Source organism: Ilumatobacter sp. (assembly GCF_039969435.1).
Lineage (GTDB): Bacteria > Actinomycetota > Acidimicrobiia > Acidimicrobiales > Ilumatobacteraceae > Ilumatobacter_A.
The window spans coordinates 1-14,954 of record NZ_JBDVNU010000004.1 but is presented as its reverse complement, the minus strand read 5'-3'; the positions used below and the strand labels follow the sequence as shown (position 1 = coordinate 14,954).

Here is a 14,954-nt window from a genome sequence, read left to right as displayed (position 1 = left end):
TCAGTTCGACGAACCGGACGACGAACCCGACGTCGTCGAACTCTTCGTCGTGGCGGACGAGCCGGCGCCCGATTCCTTCGACTTCGCGGTCGAGTCCTTCGACTTCGATCCCGAGTCCTTCGAACCGGAATCCTTCGACGTGGCGCTGTCGCTGTTGCTCGAGGCACCGGAGTCGGACGAGCCGGGGGGAGTGGACGCACTCGACCCGCGGTTGTCGGTCTTGAAGAAGCCGGACCCCTTGAAGGTCACGCCGACGGGCTGGAAGACCTTCTTGACCGGCAGGACCTTGCCCGACTTGGGATGGGTGTACTCGGTGAGCGAGTCGTCGGTGAACGCCTGCTGGACCTCGATGGTCTCGCCCGACTTGACGAATTTGTAGACGTACGTGGGCACGAGCGAAAAGATATCGTCCGACTCATGCAGGTACGCAGTGCAGTGATCCCGGCCGCCGGACTCGGGACTCGATTCCTCCCTGCGACCAAGGCCGTGCCGAAGGAACTCTTCCCGATCGGTGACCAACCGGCCATCCAGGTCGTGATCGACGAAGCGTTGGGCGCAGGCATCGATCACATCGTCATCGTGTCCAGTCGGGACAAGCCGGCGATCGCCGACTACTTCGAGCCCAACCCGCAGTTGTTGGCGGCGCTCGAGGACAAGGGCAAGGCCGAAACGGCCGAGCGGTTGCGTTCGATCGGACGTGACTGGCGCGCCACCATCGTCTACCAGGACGATCCGAAGGGCCTCGGCCACGCCGTCGGGTGTGCCCGCGATGCCGTGGGCGTCGAGCCGTTCGCCGTGATGCTCCCCGACGAGATCATGTCGTCGTCGAGTCTGCTCGCACAGATGAACGGGGTGTGCGCCTCGACGGGTGGCAGCGTGGTCGCCGTGGCCGAGGTCCCGCGCCACCAGGTCAGCTCGTACGGCGTGATCGACCCGTCGGGGCCGATGGTCGATGGCGTGATCCCCGTGAAGGACCTCGTCGAGAAGCCGCCGATGGACGAGGCGCCGTCGAACTACATCATCACGGGTCGCTACGTCCTCACCGCTGACGCCTGGGGCGAGATCGAGGCGCTCGTCCCCGGTCGCGGCGGTGAGCTGCAGCTCACCGACGCCCTCAAGGCGCAGGCCGCACGCGCTCCGTTCCACGCCGTGCTGTCGGACGTCGGCCGCTACGACACGGGCAATCCGCTCGGCTTCCTCACCGCGTCGATCCAGCTCGGCCTCGCCAGCCCCGAACTCGGTCAGGACCTCCGCGCGTTTCTCGCCACTCTCTGACGGAGCGGTCCGCCGCCGGGTCAGACCCGTCGGAAGAGGTCCGGTTCGTCCTGCACGAGGCCGAAGTCGTCGATGCGGAAGTCGATCGACGTGGCGGTCTTGACGTGGGTCTTGCGCCAGGCGCCGGGAGCGACGTGTTCGTAGCGTTGCTTCGCCGGGGTGACCCCGAGGGTCTCGACGTCGACGAGTGCCACGATGATCTCGGCGGCGTCGCCGTGGTCGAGTTGCAGTCGCCGGATCGGGAGCGAGTTGGTGAACGGGGTGATGTGGAGGTCGATGTCGGTGCAGCCGTCGAGGTCGGGCCGGTGCGCTCCGTTCATCTCGCCCCAGCGGCCCGATCCGTCGTTCCCGAGCCACAGGTCGGGTTCGTCACTGTCACGGAAGAGGAGGAACTGGCGGACCTGCCACAGCGGTGACAGACGCAGCACGTACGAGACGGCCTCGCGGCCGACCTCACCCAGCGCCGTCCACCCTTCGTTCTCCCAGCGCAGCGTGACCGTCTCGTCACCGTCACCGTCCCAGGTCTGCCATCGCACCGTGTAGCCATCCGCCGGGAACGCCGTCATCGCCGTCGTCATCCCGACGAGGATACGAGCTCGGGATATGTACGGTTACCGGCATGACGCCGTTGGAGGACGCACAAGAATTCGTGCTCGGTCAGTGCCCACCCAAGCAGCCGGTCGACGTCGATCGACGTCACGCTGCGGGGTTGGTGCTCGCGGCGCCGGTCGTGTCGACCGAGGTCGTGCCGCCGTTCGACAACACTGCGGTCGACGGCTACGCCGTGCGCGCCGCCGACGTGGCCACCGCCGACGACACACCGGTCGACCTCGTCGTCGTCGGCGAGATCGCTGCCGGTGCCGCTCCTGACCGCGTGCTCGGGGAGGGTGAAGCCATTCGCATCATGACCGGGGCGCCGCTCCCCGAGGGCTGCGATGCCGTGGTGATGGTCGAGGACTCCGAACGTCTCGGCGCCGACGCGTCGGGAGTCGAACGCGTGCGTCTGACGGCCGCCGTGCCGGTGGGCGCGGCGGTGCGCGGGGCGGGCGACGACGTCCGGGTCGGCGACGAGATGTTCCCGGCCGGTGTGCGCATCACGCCGGCGATCGAAGCGGTGCTCGCGAGTGTCAATGCCCAGACCGTCACCGTCTTCCCACGGCTGCGGGTCGCCGTGCTGTCCACCGGCGACGAACTGGTCGACGACGGCTCACCTCTACAGATGGGTCAGATCCGCGAGTCGAACAAGACGATGCTCGCGGGCATGCTCGCCGAAGCCGGATGCGAGGTCGTCGACCTCGGTGTCGTGCGCGACGACGAGCTCGAGCTCGAGCGCGTGCTTCGCACAGCAGCCGAGGACTGCGACGCGATCGTGTCGAGCGGCGGCGTGTCGATGGGCGACTACGACGTGGTCAAGGCGGTGCTCGGGCGAATCGCCGAGATGACGTGGATGCAGATCGCGATGAAGCCCGCCAAGCCGTTCGCCTTCGGGACGTTGAGACGTCCCGACGGAGGGAGGGTGCCGATCTTCGGGCTCCCCGGCAACCCGGTCAGTTCGCTCGTGAGCTTCGAGCTGATGGCGCGCCCGGCACTGCGCCGGATGATGGGTCACGCCCGGCTCTCGCGCACGAGCATCGTCGCCGTGGCCGACTCGGATTTCGCCCGTACGCCCGACGGCAAGGTCCACTTCGCTCGCGTCAATGGCGAGTTCGGCGACGACGGCCGCTACCACGTCCGTCCGGTCGGCGCGCAGGGAAGTCACCAACTGTCGGCAACGGCATCGGCCGACGCGATGGCGGTCATTCCCGACGGAGAGGGCCTCCCGGTCGGCGCCGACGTCGCCGTGCTGCTCCTCGGCGACGCCTCCTGAGCACAGTTCGGCACCGCCGCCCGAGGTGGTCAGATCCCGGTCGGCTTGGTTCCCCATGCGTCGTTCGGGTCGCTGACGACGTAAGTGTTCGAGACCTTGTCCCAGATGTTCTGGTTCCGCTTGTCCCAGAAGGGCATGAACAGAAGGATCCCCAGCGTGAAGGAAATCGCGAAACCGGCGACGAAACCCGCCACCAGCCCCCGGAGGAAGAACATCTTTCCGAAGCTGACGGGCGAGAGCGTGTCGGCCCCGATGACACGCTGCTTGAGGAGCCGCTTTGCCGGCGTCTGCCCTGTCCCGGCGATCATCGCAGCCCAGATCAGCCACCCGATACCGAGGGTGACGATGCCGAGGATGCCTTCGAGAAAGTACGCGCCGAGCCTGCCCCACGGAGAAACGGTCGCGCATCCATGGGGCAGTGGACCGGTCTGCATCTTGGAAATCGGCTGAGGCCCCGGGGCAGATGGTTCGGGTTGGAAGCCCGGTGGGGGCGACGGCTGGAAACCTGATTCCGGTGGGTTCGGTTGATTGGTCATGTCCGCCTCCTGAGTGGAAAGCGGCGACCGTACTCGTCAGCAGTCGTATTGTCAGGGATGGGCCGATAGTCGGCGCTCAGGTGTCGCAGGAGCCGCCGACGACCGGCACGACGCTCGGAGCGGTGCTCGATCCGTCGACCGGGACCTCGAGTGTCCACCGGTTCAGTTCGTCGTCGACGCCGTACTGCTTCAGTTCGCTGATCGTGGTCGCGTCGACACCGTTCAACTGGTAGTGGATCTCCAGGGCGGTCTCGACCTGCTGCTTGTCGGTCGCGCACGTGGCGTCACCGGCCTCGTCGATCCGGTCGATGACGTTCTGCCCGATCGTCTCGCTCTGTCCGCCCGTCTCGCCGACGGTCGGCTCGCTCGCTTCCGACCGACCCGGCTCGACCACGTCGGGCACGGTCGCTGACGGCTCGTTCTCGTAGACGTCGACCAGCGTGTCCCGCGCAGTGCTCGAACAGGACGATGCGGCCAGGCCGACGGCGACGAGACCGACAGCGACGAAGCGAGTGATGGGCATGCACGAGCCATCGGCATCGAATCCGCACCGCTTGAGGGGCTCCGGGCGGTCGTGAACCTCCGGTCGACGGGTGGACCGGAGGTGTGGACGACGTCGAAACGGTCGGGCTCCGGATCGGCGAGCATCGGCACGGCCAGTAACGTGGTGGAATGGCCGGCACCGCAGAGCACCAGGATCTGATCGATCCGTTCGGCCGTGTCATCGAGGACCTCCGGATCTCGATCACCGATCGCTGCAATTTTCGCTGCACGTACTGCATGCCCGAAGAAGGCATGACGTGGCTCGACCGGTCGCAGGTGATGTCGTTCGAGGAGATCGAACACCTCGCCCGGATCTTCGTCGAGCGCTACGGGGTGCGTGGCATCCGCCTCACCGGCGGTGAGCCGACCGTGCGTGCGCACCTGTCCGTCCTCGTGGCGAAGCTGGCGAAACTGGAGAACGAGAAGGGCCCGATCGACCTCTCGATGACGACGAACGGCGCCACGATGCGCCTCGTCGCCGCCGGGCTCCGAGATGCGGGGTTGAAGCGGGTCAACATCAGCCTCGACACGCTCGACCGTGCGAAGTTCGAGCGGATGACCCGCCGTGACCAACTCGACAACGTGCTCGACGGGATCGTCGCATCGCAGGAGGCGGGGTTCGCCCCGGTCAAGATCAACGCCGTGATCGAACGCGGCGTCAACGACGACGAGATCGTCGCGCTCGCCACATACGGCCGCGAGCAGAACGTCGAGATGCGCTTCATCGAGTTCATGCCGCTCGACGCCGGCGGGCACTGGGTGAACGACCAGGTCGTCGGCCAGGAGGAGATCGTCGAGAAGATCAACGCGGTCTACCCGATCGAGGTGATGCCCGCACGCGGTGCGGCACCGGCCGACCGGTTCCGCTACCTCGACGGCGGACTCCACGGCGATGCAACGGATCCGGGTGCGAAGATCGGCATCATCCCCACCGTGACGAAGCCGTTCTGCGGGGACTGCGATCGCGTGCGACTCACCTCCGACGGCGACTTCCGCACGTGCCTCTTCGCCACGAAGGAGTTCGGCCTGCTCGCTGCGCTGCGCGCCGGGGAGACCGACGACCAGATCGCGGCACGCATCGAGGCGGCCGTGGCGACCAAGTGGGCAGGTCACCAGATCAACCAGGTGAACTTCACCCGTCCCTCGAAGTCGATGAGTCAGATCGGCGGCTGACCGCCGGGTGGCCTCACCCGAGGTCGCTGTAGGCGCGGAACCGTCGGGCGACGACGTCGTTGCCGATGATCTCGACACCGCTCGGCTTCTCGCCGTTGCGCCGCCACAACCACAGCAGCAGGTCGTGAGCCCGCCCACGGACCGCAGCGTCGCCCTTGCGGTGTTCGCGTGTGAAGGTGCAGTTCGGTTCCTTGACACTCGACACGAACCACTCGCCCACGGGGTCCGCAGCGTCGGTGTCCGAGGTGTTCGACGCCGCAGTCGTCGTGTCGGTGCAGTGCAGGTGGACGGTGCCGCCGACCTTCATCTCGCCTTCGCCACGAGTGCGACCCATGAAGTGCATCAGGAACTCGTCGATGCCGTCGGCAGCCACCTCGACGGGGATCTCGTACGGATCACCGACGGCGTTCGCCAGATCCCACAGGTGCACCGACGACTCGTGCACCATCCTCCGACGGACCCACGACACGTCGAGATCCGAACCGGCCCACGACCACACCTGCTGATCGGGTGGTGCGTCCGCGAGCGCCGAGTAGAGCGCGTTGTGCGAAGCCGAGAGCCAGTCGAGGAGGAGGTCGCCGGTCAAGCCGGTGGGCGCCTCGATCGACTGCAGGGCGCCGCGGCCGGTGATCCCGTCGGCCACGACGCGACTCCAGAACGTCCAGACGTCGGCCTGGTGATCGGCGATCGAGCCGATCGTCCAACCGGGACACGACGGGATGGACACGTCGTGATCGTGCGAACGCACGAGGTCGATGAACGCGATGCCGTTCGTCTGCAGGACACCGAGCGGGTCGTAGGGAAGCTCCATGAGCCGACCGTACCCAACCGTCCTCACCTCGACTCGTCCATCGGGTGGCGGTGTCACGGTGGCGGGCCGCACCGACCGCCGCGCCTCGACGAGCGCGCGACTACGGTCGCCTCGCATGAGCGATCAGGAATTCACCCACCTCGACCCGATGGGCCGGGCCCGGATGGTCGACGTCGCGCAGAAGGAGCCGACGCATCGACGGGCGGTCGCCCGGTGCAAGGTGGTGATGAAGCCGGAGACCATCACGGCGATCGTCAACCGCGAGGTGAAGAAGGGCGACGTGCTCGCGGTCGCTCGGGTGGCGGGGATCATGGCGGCGAAGCGGACGTCGGACACGATCCCGCTGTGTCACCCGTTGATGATCTCGAGCGTGTCCGTCACCTTCGAACTCGAAGACGACCACGTCGCGATCGAGGTGCACGTCGACTGCATCGAGCGCACGGGTGTCGAGATGGAGGCGCTCCACGCATGCAGCGTCGCCGCATTGACGGTCTACGACATGTGCAAGTCGGCGGACAAGGGGATGACCATCACCGAACTCGCGCTCTGGGAGAAGACGGGCGGCAAATCGGGCCCGTACAGCCGTGCCGACGCAGCGGTCGAGGCGTCCGGGGCGTCGTCGGACGCTCCCGTCGGGGAGCCCTGAACAGTGGCGGCTGACGCGCTCGTGTCGAGGGTCGTTGCCTGACTCGTCATAAACGTCATAGACTCGTCACACTTGCGAAGCAGGGCCCGGGCGATACCCGCTTTCCCCCGGCTGAAACCCGCAACACAGAACTCACATGGCTCAACTCATCTTGCTCGTCGTCGCAGCCGCTTGGCTCGCCGTCCTCATCCCCCCGATGCTCCGATCGAGAGTCGAGAATCGACCCAACTCGTCGGTCACCGACTTCCGCCGCCAGCTCACGAAGCTGCAGAACACTGCGACACCGCCGCGTGGAGCCGTTCGGGCGATGGGTCGGCCGCTCGCTCAGTCGCCGCTCTCCCGGCCTGCGGCCGGAGGCCGACCGGGGCAGCCACAGTTGCGGTCGGGGCTGACACGGCACTCCACTCCCTCCGAGATCGCGGCTCGCGCGAACGTCGACACGCTGCCCGATCACGTCGAGGAGGCGCCTCGCTTCCGCAGCCACGGCGATCCCACCGGAGGGCGCCGCCGCCCGCCGCAGCGCCCGGCTCGCGAACGCAGCGAGCGGATGCATCGTGACGACCACACCGGAGGCTCGCGGCGCCAGATCGAGCATCGTGACGACCAGTACTTCGCCGACGCACCGCCGCGATCGCGCAACGCCGGCACGCCGCAGCGCTCGTCGTCTCGTCGCACCCATGGCGACCCGACCGGCGGTCAGCGGCGTCCGAGTGCGCCCAGCGAGGCCCGTACCGCAGCGAAGCAGCGCCGGCTGAACGTCATGTTCGTGCTGGTCATCACCACCGTCTGCACGCTCTTCCTCGCCGCCACCACCGGCTCACAGGTCATGTACTACGGGTTCGCACTGTCGTTCCTGAGCCTGTTCGGCTACATCTGGATGCTGGCCCAGGCTCGCCAGCGGGCCGCGACCGGTTCGTATGACGGCTGGATGGACTCGTACTGAACCGGCGACGGTGATCCGCCGTCTCACCGCTACACTCACGATCCACTCGGGGCTATAGCTCAGTTGGTAGAGCGCGTCGTTCGCAATGACGAGGTCAGGGGTTCAATTCCCCTTAGCTCCACTCCCCGGTTCCCGGACGTTCGCCGAGAGGCGTGAACGTCCGCAATGTCGGCCTCCGCCAGGGCAACGTCCGCCGAGATGCGCTGACGTTCGAAGTCGTTGCTGTACGCAGACGGCGGGCTCGACCTGGCAGACATCGCTCGCCATGTCGGTCAACCCGACCCGTCGCCGACCGTCAGCAATGTACGCAGCCTCGGTCATCGCCCGTCCGACACCGCGCGAGCTGCAGCTGCTCTGCTGCACCCATCGCTCGACTGATGAGGGATTCTTGATGACGCACTCGAGCGGCTGCGACGCGTCGCCACCGGTGCCGGGACTGCGATCGCGGTGTCACGAACCAAGCGACGGGGAGAACATCGCTGTCGGAACCGCCGACTGCTCGTCTCCGAGCGGGCCGCCGCTCCCCGACGTGCCGATCTGGGCGGTCGACAAAGCCGGTCGTCGGGATGTTCTTCCGTGGTGACCGAAGGCGGGATCGTGAGGATCTGGTCACGAGGGGAACGGTTCGAAGCCGTGAAGCGTCCAACCGGAGTGAATGGTTAGTCGAGGACCGCTGTGCGACGTGATGTTTCGAACCGAGGATGGTCGTCGTCGCCGGTGGGGAGGGCGGGCGCCGTGGGTCGAGTCGATCAGGCGAGTTCGTCGGCTGCGAGTATCAAGCCGATCAGGTAGGACGCGTTACGTGTGACGCCGCTGTAGTCCGCCGGTCGCAGGCTGTGTGTTTCGCTGTATCGATCGAGGAAACGTTCGACCGCCTTTCGGCCGTCGCTGCGTCCGCGACCTGTGCTCGCAGGGATGAAGAACGGACACTCGAGGTACACCCCGACCGAGAACTCGGTGTCGGTCACCGTCTTGAGCACGCAACCCTGGGAAGCGGCAGCGTGTGCGAGCACCATCAGCTCGTCGTACGTCATGGCACACGATCGTAAACGTCGAAGCTCGTCGGGTCAGCGTGACGACGGCGTCGAGCGATGTGGCGAACGATCGAGTGTTCGGGTCATTGCATCCCGGCCGAGATGAGCGCGTCGAGGGCTCGCTGCCCGGATCCGTCGCCGTCGACCTCGACCACTCGGCCACGCGTCCACGCCCAGCGTGCAAGCTGTTCGACGGTTGCCGAGACGTGGATGTCGGCGTCGCCGGTTGACACCCTCACGGCGCGCGGTTCGTCGAACTCGTTGCCCGATTCCGGCCCCGTGCCGAACCAGCGGCCGACCTCGATCAGCCAGTGATCGGCGGTGTCGGTGGCTCGCGCATCGACGAGCGCGGATCGTTCGTAGGTGGCCCACTCGGGCATCCAACCCCACATCACATCGACCGCGTGATCGACGGCGCCAGCGGCGACGCCGGGTGCCATCGGGTTGCTGGCGACACCTGCGGTGATCTCGGCGTCGATCCGGTGCATGGTTGCTTCGAACGTCTGCATTCGCCGGGTGAACCCGACCGTCTGATCGGCGGACCACCACGACCATCGGACCTCGTTGTCATCGAGTCGTTCGAGCGCATCCAACAATCGATCGGTCGCATCGGCGCAAAGGGCCAGAACGTCGAGTGTTTCGGTCGGGCGTGGAGGTTTCGTGGCGTCGATCTCGGCGACGCCGGCATCGTCGCGCACGTCTTCGGACAGGATCCTGGCCCAGAGTCGTGGACGTCAGTGACGTGCCAGAGCAGATCGCCTGCGGTCCAATCAGGGCAGGTCACCACGATCGTGGACTGGTCGAGCGAGCTCGACAGGTCGACGAGCCGCTGGGACTCGGACCTGATCACTTCGAGGGGATCCACGGACGCACACAATGTCGATCGACCGCTCGCCGCGAAGTCATCGGATACCTGCCCGTCCGACACTGGTGAGTAGGACGAACGCAACGCGCAGTACTGCGTAGAACCGGCGCCACGAGGCAGCGACGGAGCCAACGAGCATTCAACGGCGGCGCGAGGGAAGTCGCCAATCGCCGCACATTCATGAGCCGATGGCCGATGGCCGATGGCCGATGGCCGATCGCGTACGTGCCGTTCCCGGGTGGGTGACGTTGTTGGCGGCTGGAGCGATGAGCGGCTACGGGTTGCGCGCGGTCCATCGCATCGTGAGGAAGCGATGCGATGTGGCGAGGTGGATCGTCAGCTCAGCCGTTCGGTCAGGTGGACGTCGACGTCGTCGCCTTCGGTCTTGCCGATGGCCGTTCGGATTGTCGCGGCGACCGGAAGTTTGTGGTTGCCGTCGCCGAGCGCCATGAATGAGCTGCGGAACGGATGGCCGTCGATGGTGCCGGCGACCTTGACGCGGCCTCGGGTGCCGAAGATCGCCGCCGAGTCGGCGAGTTGGACGCAGATCCATGTGTCGTCGTGGCGGATGTGTCCGAGTGTGGCGGTGTAGGAGATGTGGATCTTGCCCGGTGCGGTGGGGTCGTTCGTGGAGGCGTCTGGTGGAGTGTTGGTTGGGCTGAGAGCTTCTCGGACGAGGTCGAGCGCCCGGGGTCCGAAGCCGTGGAGATCGAGGAGGTCGGCATCGCTGTACTGGCGGAGTTGTTCGAGGCGGGTGACGCCGATGGACGCAAGAGCGCGTGTCGCGGGCGCACCGATCTTGGGGAGGTCGGGCCGGGTGTCGTTCATGACGCGGAGTGATCGGCGTACTGGGCGAACTCCTCGGAGTCGGGCCAGTGGCTGTACGTGGGGGCTTGCGGCCATCCGTCGGGCACGTCCTGCCAGTCTTCTTGGCGGCCGTAGGGCAGGATGTCGATGAGGCCGAAGGTGTGGCCGAGCTGTTCGGTGCCGCGGCCTTGGGTGTTGTAGGTGCGGTAGACGGTGTCTTCGTCGCGGAGGAACACGTTGATCTGGAATCCTCCGCCGAGTGGGGCGCCCATGTCCGCGCCGAAGGTGCTGTCGGCGGTCGAGTACCAGGTCATCTGGTTGCCGACTCGTTGTCGGTAGTCGAGTGCTTCGTCAATCGGCCCGGGTGTCACGATGACGAAGCGGGCGTCGTAGGCGTCGAGGAACTCGAGGCGGGTGAACTGGCTCGTGAACCCGGTGCATCCGGCACACTGCCAGTCATGGCCGGGGTTCCACATGTGGTGGTAGGTGATCAGTTGGTGTCGGCCTTCGAAGAGGTCGACGAGTCGGACCGGGCCGTCTTCGCCGACGAGGGTGTAGTCGTCGAGTCGTACTGCGGGAAGTCGGCGGCGGGCGGCGGCGATTGCGTCGAGTTCGCGGGTGGCGTCTTTTTCTCGTCGGAGGAGTTCGTCGAGGGCTTGTCGCCAGGTGTCGTGATCGGCGACAGGTGGCAGCGGGACGGCAGGTGGTGTGGTCGGGTGATCGTTCATGAGAGTCTCCGAGCAAGAGGGCGGGATGGTCGGTCAGCGGGTCGGGTCTCGTCCATAGAACGCCAGGACGGCGTCGAGCGGGTCGGCGTCGGCGGTGACGGGGAGGCGTGGTCCGTAGTGGCCGCTGTCGCGCATCGCAGCATCCATGGCCAGAGGGATCTGTGCGATGGTGTCGTGCTGGCGGCGGAGTTCGTCGGCGTCGAGGGCGACGTCGACACCGGCGGCTTGGGCGAGGTCCCAGGTGTGCACGAACACGTCGCTGATCACCGTCATCGCGACGGCGTCCTCGAACGACTGGTGGCCGAGCGGCCCGCAGTCAGCTGATCGCAATGCGGTCGCCGGATCGTCGAGACCGGACTGGATCGCGTCGCGAACGACCGCCCACGCCGCCGCCGGGTGGTCCGCAACGGAGGGTGCGGGCGCCGTGTCGATGCCGAACGTGCCGAGCAGGAACCCCGGAGCAGGGATCCACTCGACGAGGTGGCCGACGACATCGCGAGCGGTCCAGCCCTCGCACGGCGACGGGTTCGACCACGCCTCGTCACCGACCACGTCGACGACCGCCGTGAAATCGGTGGCGACGCAACGGAAACGCTGGGCGATCTCGGACATAACCGCTACAGTACCAACCAGTTGGTATGCAGGCAAGGGTGAGGATCCTCGGATGAGCAAGCGCGACACACAACGTCCGACCAGGCGCGGGACGGCGCGAGGGAAGCTGCTCGAGGCCGCAGTCGACGTCATCCGCACGAAGGGATACACCGCGACAACGGTCGACGACCTGTGCGCAGCAGCCGGAGTGACGAAGGGAGCGTTCTTCCATCACTTCGACTCCAAAGAACACCTCGCCGTCGAAGCCGCCGGCCATTGGTCGACCACCACATCGGCGCTCTTCGCCGCCGCCGACTACCACCTACTGGCGACACCCAAGCAACGCGTCCTCGGCTACATCGACCTACGCGCATCGCTCATCGATGGCCCACCTGAAACGTTCACGTGCCTCGTCGGCACGATGACCCAGGAGACCTTCGCGACGCACGATGCGATTCGCGACGCCTGCGCCGACAGCATCTTCGACCACGCCGCCACGCTCGAAGCCGACCTCGACGCCGCGCTCACCGAGACGGCACGAGTCGACGGCATCGATGCCGCCGGTCTGGCCCGCCACGCCCAAGCCGTCCTGCAAGGCAGCTTCGTGCTCGCCAAAGCAGCGAACGACTCATCGATCGTGACCGAGAGTCTTGCTCACCTCCGCCGCTACCTCGACCACGTGTTGGTCTGACAGCCACCACGATCGACCCACACGGCGACGTGTCGCATGACCGTCCACGAACCAGCTGGAAGAACGTCGATCCCACCGTCGCCCGATTCAGCGTCGTCCGGCGGGCGTCCACCTCGATCTAGTCTCGACTCGTGGATGGCGACGACACTCCTCGCCTGGCCGATGCGAGCGAGGCCGACCAGATCGGTCGGCTCCTTCACGACTTCAACACCGAATTCGAGACACCCTCGCCGGGCGCCGACGTCTTGAGCGAACGTCTCGCCGTTCTCCTCGCCGGCAAGTCCATGTTCGCAATCCTCGCGGGACGCCCCGCATTCGCTGTTGCGCTCGTCAGCGTCAGGCCGAGCGTCTGGTACTCAGGGCGAGTCGGCTTGCTCGACGAGCTGTACGTCGAACCGAATCGTCGCAGCGAGGGAACCGGATCGGCAATCCTCCGCCTCCTGTCTGACCACGCGCGGGCCGTCGGGATCGACGCAATCGAGATCAACGTCGACGAGGGCGACGTTGACGCCCAACGCTTCTACGAGCGGCACGGCTACTCGTCGATCGAACCCGAGACGAACGAGCGGGCGTTCTACTACTACCAAGAGCTCCGAGTACCCGACTGAGGCCTTCTGCCGATGACAGACCCGCGCGTTCTGGTGCGGGTGGCCGATCGCGTACGTGCCGATCCTGCGTGCCTGTTCCGGAGTATTCCTGCTGTCGATTCGAGCGGGTGGCGGAGCACCGACGTGGCTCCTCTCTGTCAAGCCCGGGTGGGTTCGGGGTGGGCAGAGAGGGACGTCTGGTGGCGGTGAGGCCTGCCGCGTGATCAGCTTTCACCCGGTGCTGATGCTTCGGTGAAGCCACACCCCGAACCCGCTGTCGAGGTTAGACCACGGCAGGTTTGAACCGCTTCGGCCGGCCGTTCGCCCGGGGCGTGTCGGGCGATCGGTAGGCGACCAGGAACGTGTCCTTTGCCGGCGAGCGAGGCCATTTCGTGTCCTGGGTGCGGTCGTCGGATCGGTCGGTTCGCAGTTGGCGCCACACGGCGTCGGAGATCCTTCGTTTCACACACCGCAGCGCCTCTTTGTGGGTCTTGCCCTCGCTCATCTTTCGCCGGTAGAGAACGCGGCCGGGGGTGTCTTGGCGGATCTGGGTGATCGCCGCGATGTGCAACGCGTGGTTCAGTCGACGGTTGCCGGCCCGGTTCAACCGATGGCGTTGATGATCGCCCGATGACGCCGAGATCGGCGACGTGCCGGTGTAGCTCGCGAAGTGATCGCGGTTCGGGAAACGAGAGACGTCACCGACCTCGCCCAGGATCAACGCGGCGTTGATCGGCCCGACCCCGTAGAGCCGGATCAGAGTGGTGCCGCACGTTTTGATGTCGGCGACGATGCGATGGTTGTAGTCGTCGATCTTGCGGTCGAGGCGCATCACGTCTTCGATGTGATCGAACGCGATCTCGAGACGCATCACGTTCGCCGGATCATCGGGTTTGAGGCCGTTGAGCAGGTCGAACGCCTTCTCAGCCGACAACTGGCGCGGTGCGCCGCCAGCGATCAGTTCGCGCAGCAACCGGTGCAGACGACACATTGCCTGGGTGCGCAACCCGACCAGTTCATGGCGGCGGTCCGACAACAACTTCATCGCCACTGTCGCGTCGTCGGGCAGCACGCGACGCAGATGCTTCGAGTGAATCGCGGCGCGTGCGATCGCGACGGCGTCGGCGTTGTCGGTCTTGGTTCCGTGCCCGGTCGAATACACCCGCACCCGCGTCGCCAGCTTCGCCGGCACATCGACCACCACCTCGCCGAAAGCGACGAGACGCTGCGCGACCGAGCGGCCCACACCGTTGGCTCCCTCGACCGCCCACACCCGATCCGGATAGTCGGTGACGGCGTCGAGCATCTCGACGAACCCGTCGTCGGAGTTCACGAATCGTCGCCTCGCGCGCATCGTCTCATCACGGGCGAGGACCGCGATCGTGTTCGACGACTTGTGCGGAACCATCCCGATGATCACCTGCTGATCGGTCATTGCTGTTCGCCTGTCTCGTTGCTGAATTGGTGAGCAGACGAGGAAGGGCAATGCCTCTTCGAGCGAACAAACCTCTCTTCAGCCACTACCTCGTCCGAGACCTCGGTCGCATGCCACTTGTGAGCCACACCCCACGTGTTCCGAGGTGGGCAGCCGTTTAACGGGCGAACCATCCGAGACCCCGACCCGAAGACTGGCCTGGCCTCCGAATCACGTCAATCATGACAAGAGGCCGTACTGTGCGGTCGAGGTCACTTAGACCGGCCTGACAGTATGGGGTACGGGACTGTCAGATCCGCGGTGTAACTGGTCTGGCCTGAAACGCTGAGCGACTCGCTCGGCTGGAAGGACAGACAACCATGACAGACCATGATGTGGCGGTGGCGACACCGTCGGATGAGACGAGCGAGGAGCGGCCCGAT

18 protein-coding genes and 1 tRNA gene are annotated in these 14,954 nt (G+C 66.2%); 8 read left to right on the top strand and 11 right to left on the bottom strand.

The window, feature by feature from the left end; all coding sequences use genetic code 11:
• Positions 1-393: an FmdB family transcriptional regulator gene (locus ABJK40_RS00350; RefSeq protein ID WP_348482911.1), complete on the bottom strand. Its 393-nt coding sequence runs from the start codon at positions 391-393 to the stop codon at positions 1-3.
• A 24-nt stretch (positions 394-417) separates the two neighbouring features.
• On the opposite strand from ABJK40_RS00350, the gene ABJK40_RS00345 reads away from it, so the two are divergent.
• The gene (locus tag ABJK40_RS00345; RefSeq protein WP_348482910.1) at positions 418-1,275 is read left to right on the top strand and encodes a UTP--glucose-1-phosphate uridylyltransferase; all 858 of its coding nucleotides are present in this window, start codon (positions 418-420) and stop codon (positions 1,273-1,275) included.
• 20 nt (positions 1,276-1,295) lie between these two features.
• Here the strand turns inward: ABJK40_RS00345 and ABJK40_RS00340 are convergent, their stop codons facing one another.
• Entirely contained in the window at positions 1,296-1,853 is a 558-nt protein-coding gene (locus tag ABJK40_RS00340) for a putative glycolipid-binding domain-containing protein (protein WP_348482909.1), read from the bottom strand.
• Between the two features lie 41 nt (positions 1,854-1,894).
• On the opposite strand from ABJK40_RS00340, the gene glp reads away from it, so the two are divergent.
• Complete coding sequence (gene glp / locus ABJK40_RS00335) at positions 1,895-3,142, top strand: gephyrin-like molybdotransferase Glp (RefSeq protein WP_348482908.1); 1,248 nt, start codon at positions 1,895-1,897, stop codon at positions 3,140-3,142.
• Positions 3,143-3,171: 29 nt separating this feature from the next.
• Here glp and ABJK40_RS00330 read toward each other — a convergent pair whose 3' ends face one another.
• A complete protein-coding gene (locus ABJK40_RS00330) occupies positions 3,172-3,678 on the bottom strand; it encodes an RDD family protein (protein WP_348482907.1) in 507 nt (168 codons plus the stop codon).
• Positions 3,679-3,754: 76 nt separating this feature from the next.
• The gene (locus ABJK40_RS00325) at positions 3,755-4,201 is read right to left on the bottom strand and encodes a hypothetical protein (protein ID WP_348482906.1); all 447 of its coding nucleotides are present in this window, start codon (positions 4,199-4,201) and stop codon (positions 3,755-3,757) included.
• Between the two features lie 149 nt (positions 4,202-4,350).
• Between ABJK40_RS00325 and moaA the strand changes: the two genes are divergently transcribed.
• On the top strand, positions 4,351-5,394 hold the full coding sequence (gene moaA, locus ABJK40_RS00320; protein WP_348482905.1) for a GTP 3',8-cyclase MoaA: 1,044 nt from the start codon (positions 4,351-4,353) through the stop codon (positions 5,392-5,394).
• A gap of 13 nt (positions 5,395-5,407) precedes the next feature.
• Here moaA and ABJK40_RS00315 read toward each other — a convergent pair whose 3' ends face one another.
• On the bottom strand, positions 5,408-6,205 hold the full coding sequence (locus tag ABJK40_RS00315) for a maleylpyruvate isomerase family mycothiol-dependent enzyme (RefSeq protein WP_348482904.1): 798 nt from the start codon (positions 6,203-6,205) through the stop codon (positions 5,408-5,410).
• A gap of 115 nt (positions 6,206-6,320) precedes the next feature.
• Here ABJK40_RS00315 and moaC point away from each other — a divergent pair, with 115 nt between their 5' ends.
• The 3 genes from moaC (at position 6,321) to ABJK40_RS00300 (ending at position 7,915) form a co-directional block, all read left to right on the top strand.
• Positions 6,321-6,851 carry a cyclic pyranopterin monophosphate synthase MoaC gene (gene moaC, locus ABJK40_RS00310; RefSeq protein ID WP_348482903.1) on the top strand — a complete coding sequence of 177 codons (531 nt, stop codon included), beginning with the start codon at positions 6,321-6,323 and terminating at the stop codon, positions 6,849-6,851.
• A 136-nt stretch (positions 6,852-6,987) separates the two neighbouring features.
• Positions 6,988-7,794, top strand: a complete 807-nt coding sequence (locus ABJK40_RS00305) for a hypothetical protein (RefSeq protein WP_348482902.1) — start codon at positions 6,988-6,990, stop codon at positions 7,792-7,794.
• Positions 7,795-7,842: 48 nt separating this feature from the next.
• Positions 7,843-7,915 (top strand) — tRNA-Ala (locus ABJK40_RS00300).
• A 628-nt stretch (positions 7,916-8,543) separates the two neighbouring features.
• Here ABJK40_RS00300 and ABJK40_RS00295 read toward each other — a convergent pair.
• The 5 genes from ABJK40_RS00295 to ABJK40_RS00275 form a co-directional block, all read right to left on the bottom strand.
• On the bottom strand, positions 8,544-8,828 hold the full coding sequence (locus ABJK40_RS00295) for a hypothetical protein (RefSeq protein ID WP_348482901.1): 285 nt from the start codon (positions 8,826-8,828) through the stop codon (positions 8,544-8,546).
• Positions 8,829-8,911: 83 nt separating this feature from the next.
• A complete protein-coding gene (locus tag ABJK40_RS00290; protein ID WP_348482937.1) occupies positions 8,912-9,538 on the bottom strand; it encodes a maleylpyruvate isomerase N-terminal domain-containing protein in 627 nt (208 codons plus the stop codon).
• Between the two features lie 491 nt (positions 9,539-10,029).
• Positions 10,030-10,296 carry a DUF1905 domain-containing protein gene (locus tag ABJK40_RS00285; RefSeq protein WP_348482936.1) on the bottom strand — a complete coding sequence of 89 codons (267 nt, stop codon included), beginning with the start codon at positions 10,294-10,296 and terminating at the stop codon, positions 10,030-10,032.
• A gap of 221 nt (positions 10,297-10,517) precedes the next feature.
• Positions 10,518-11,228 (bottom strand): DUF899 family protein, encoded by a 711-nt coding sequence (locus ABJK40_RS00280; protein WP_348482900.1) that lies wholly within the window; start codon positions 11,226-11,228, stop codon positions 10,518-10,520.
• 33 nt (positions 11,229-11,261) lie between these two features.
• Positions 11,262-11,840, bottom strand: a complete 579-nt coding sequence (locus ABJK40_RS00275) for a TIGR03086 family metal-binding protein (protein ID WP_348482899.1) — start codon at positions 11,838-11,840, stop codon at positions 11,262-11,264.
• Between the two features lie 52 nt (positions 11,841-11,892).
• Here ABJK40_RS00275 and ABJK40_RS00270 point away from each other — a divergent pair, with 52 nt between their 5' ends.
• Together ABJK40_RS00270 and ABJK40_RS00265 are read left to right on the top strand one after the other, a co-directional pair.
• Complete coding sequence (locus ABJK40_RS00270) at positions 11,893-12,510, top strand: TetR/AcrR family transcriptional regulator (protein WP_348482898.1); 618 nt, start codon at positions 11,893-11,895, stop codon at positions 12,508-12,510.
• Positions 12,511-12,641: 131 nt separating this feature from the next.
• Positions 12,642-13,118 carry a GNAT family N-acetyltransferase gene (locus ABJK40_RS00265; RefSeq protein ID WP_348482897.1) on the top strand — a complete coding sequence of 159 codons (477 nt, stop codon included), beginning with the start codon at positions 12,642-12,644 and terminating at the stop codon, positions 13,116-13,118.
• Positions 13,119-13,380: 262 nt separating this feature from the next.
• Here the strand turns inward: ABJK40_RS00265 and ABJK40_RS00260 are convergent, their stop codons facing one another.
• Positions 13,381-14,532, bottom strand: coding sequence for an IS110 family transposase (locus ABJK40_RS00260; protein WP_348482896.1), 1,152 nt, complete (start codon positions 14,530-14,532; stop codon positions 13,381-13,383).
• Positions 14,533-14,954 lie beyond the last annotated feature (422 nt).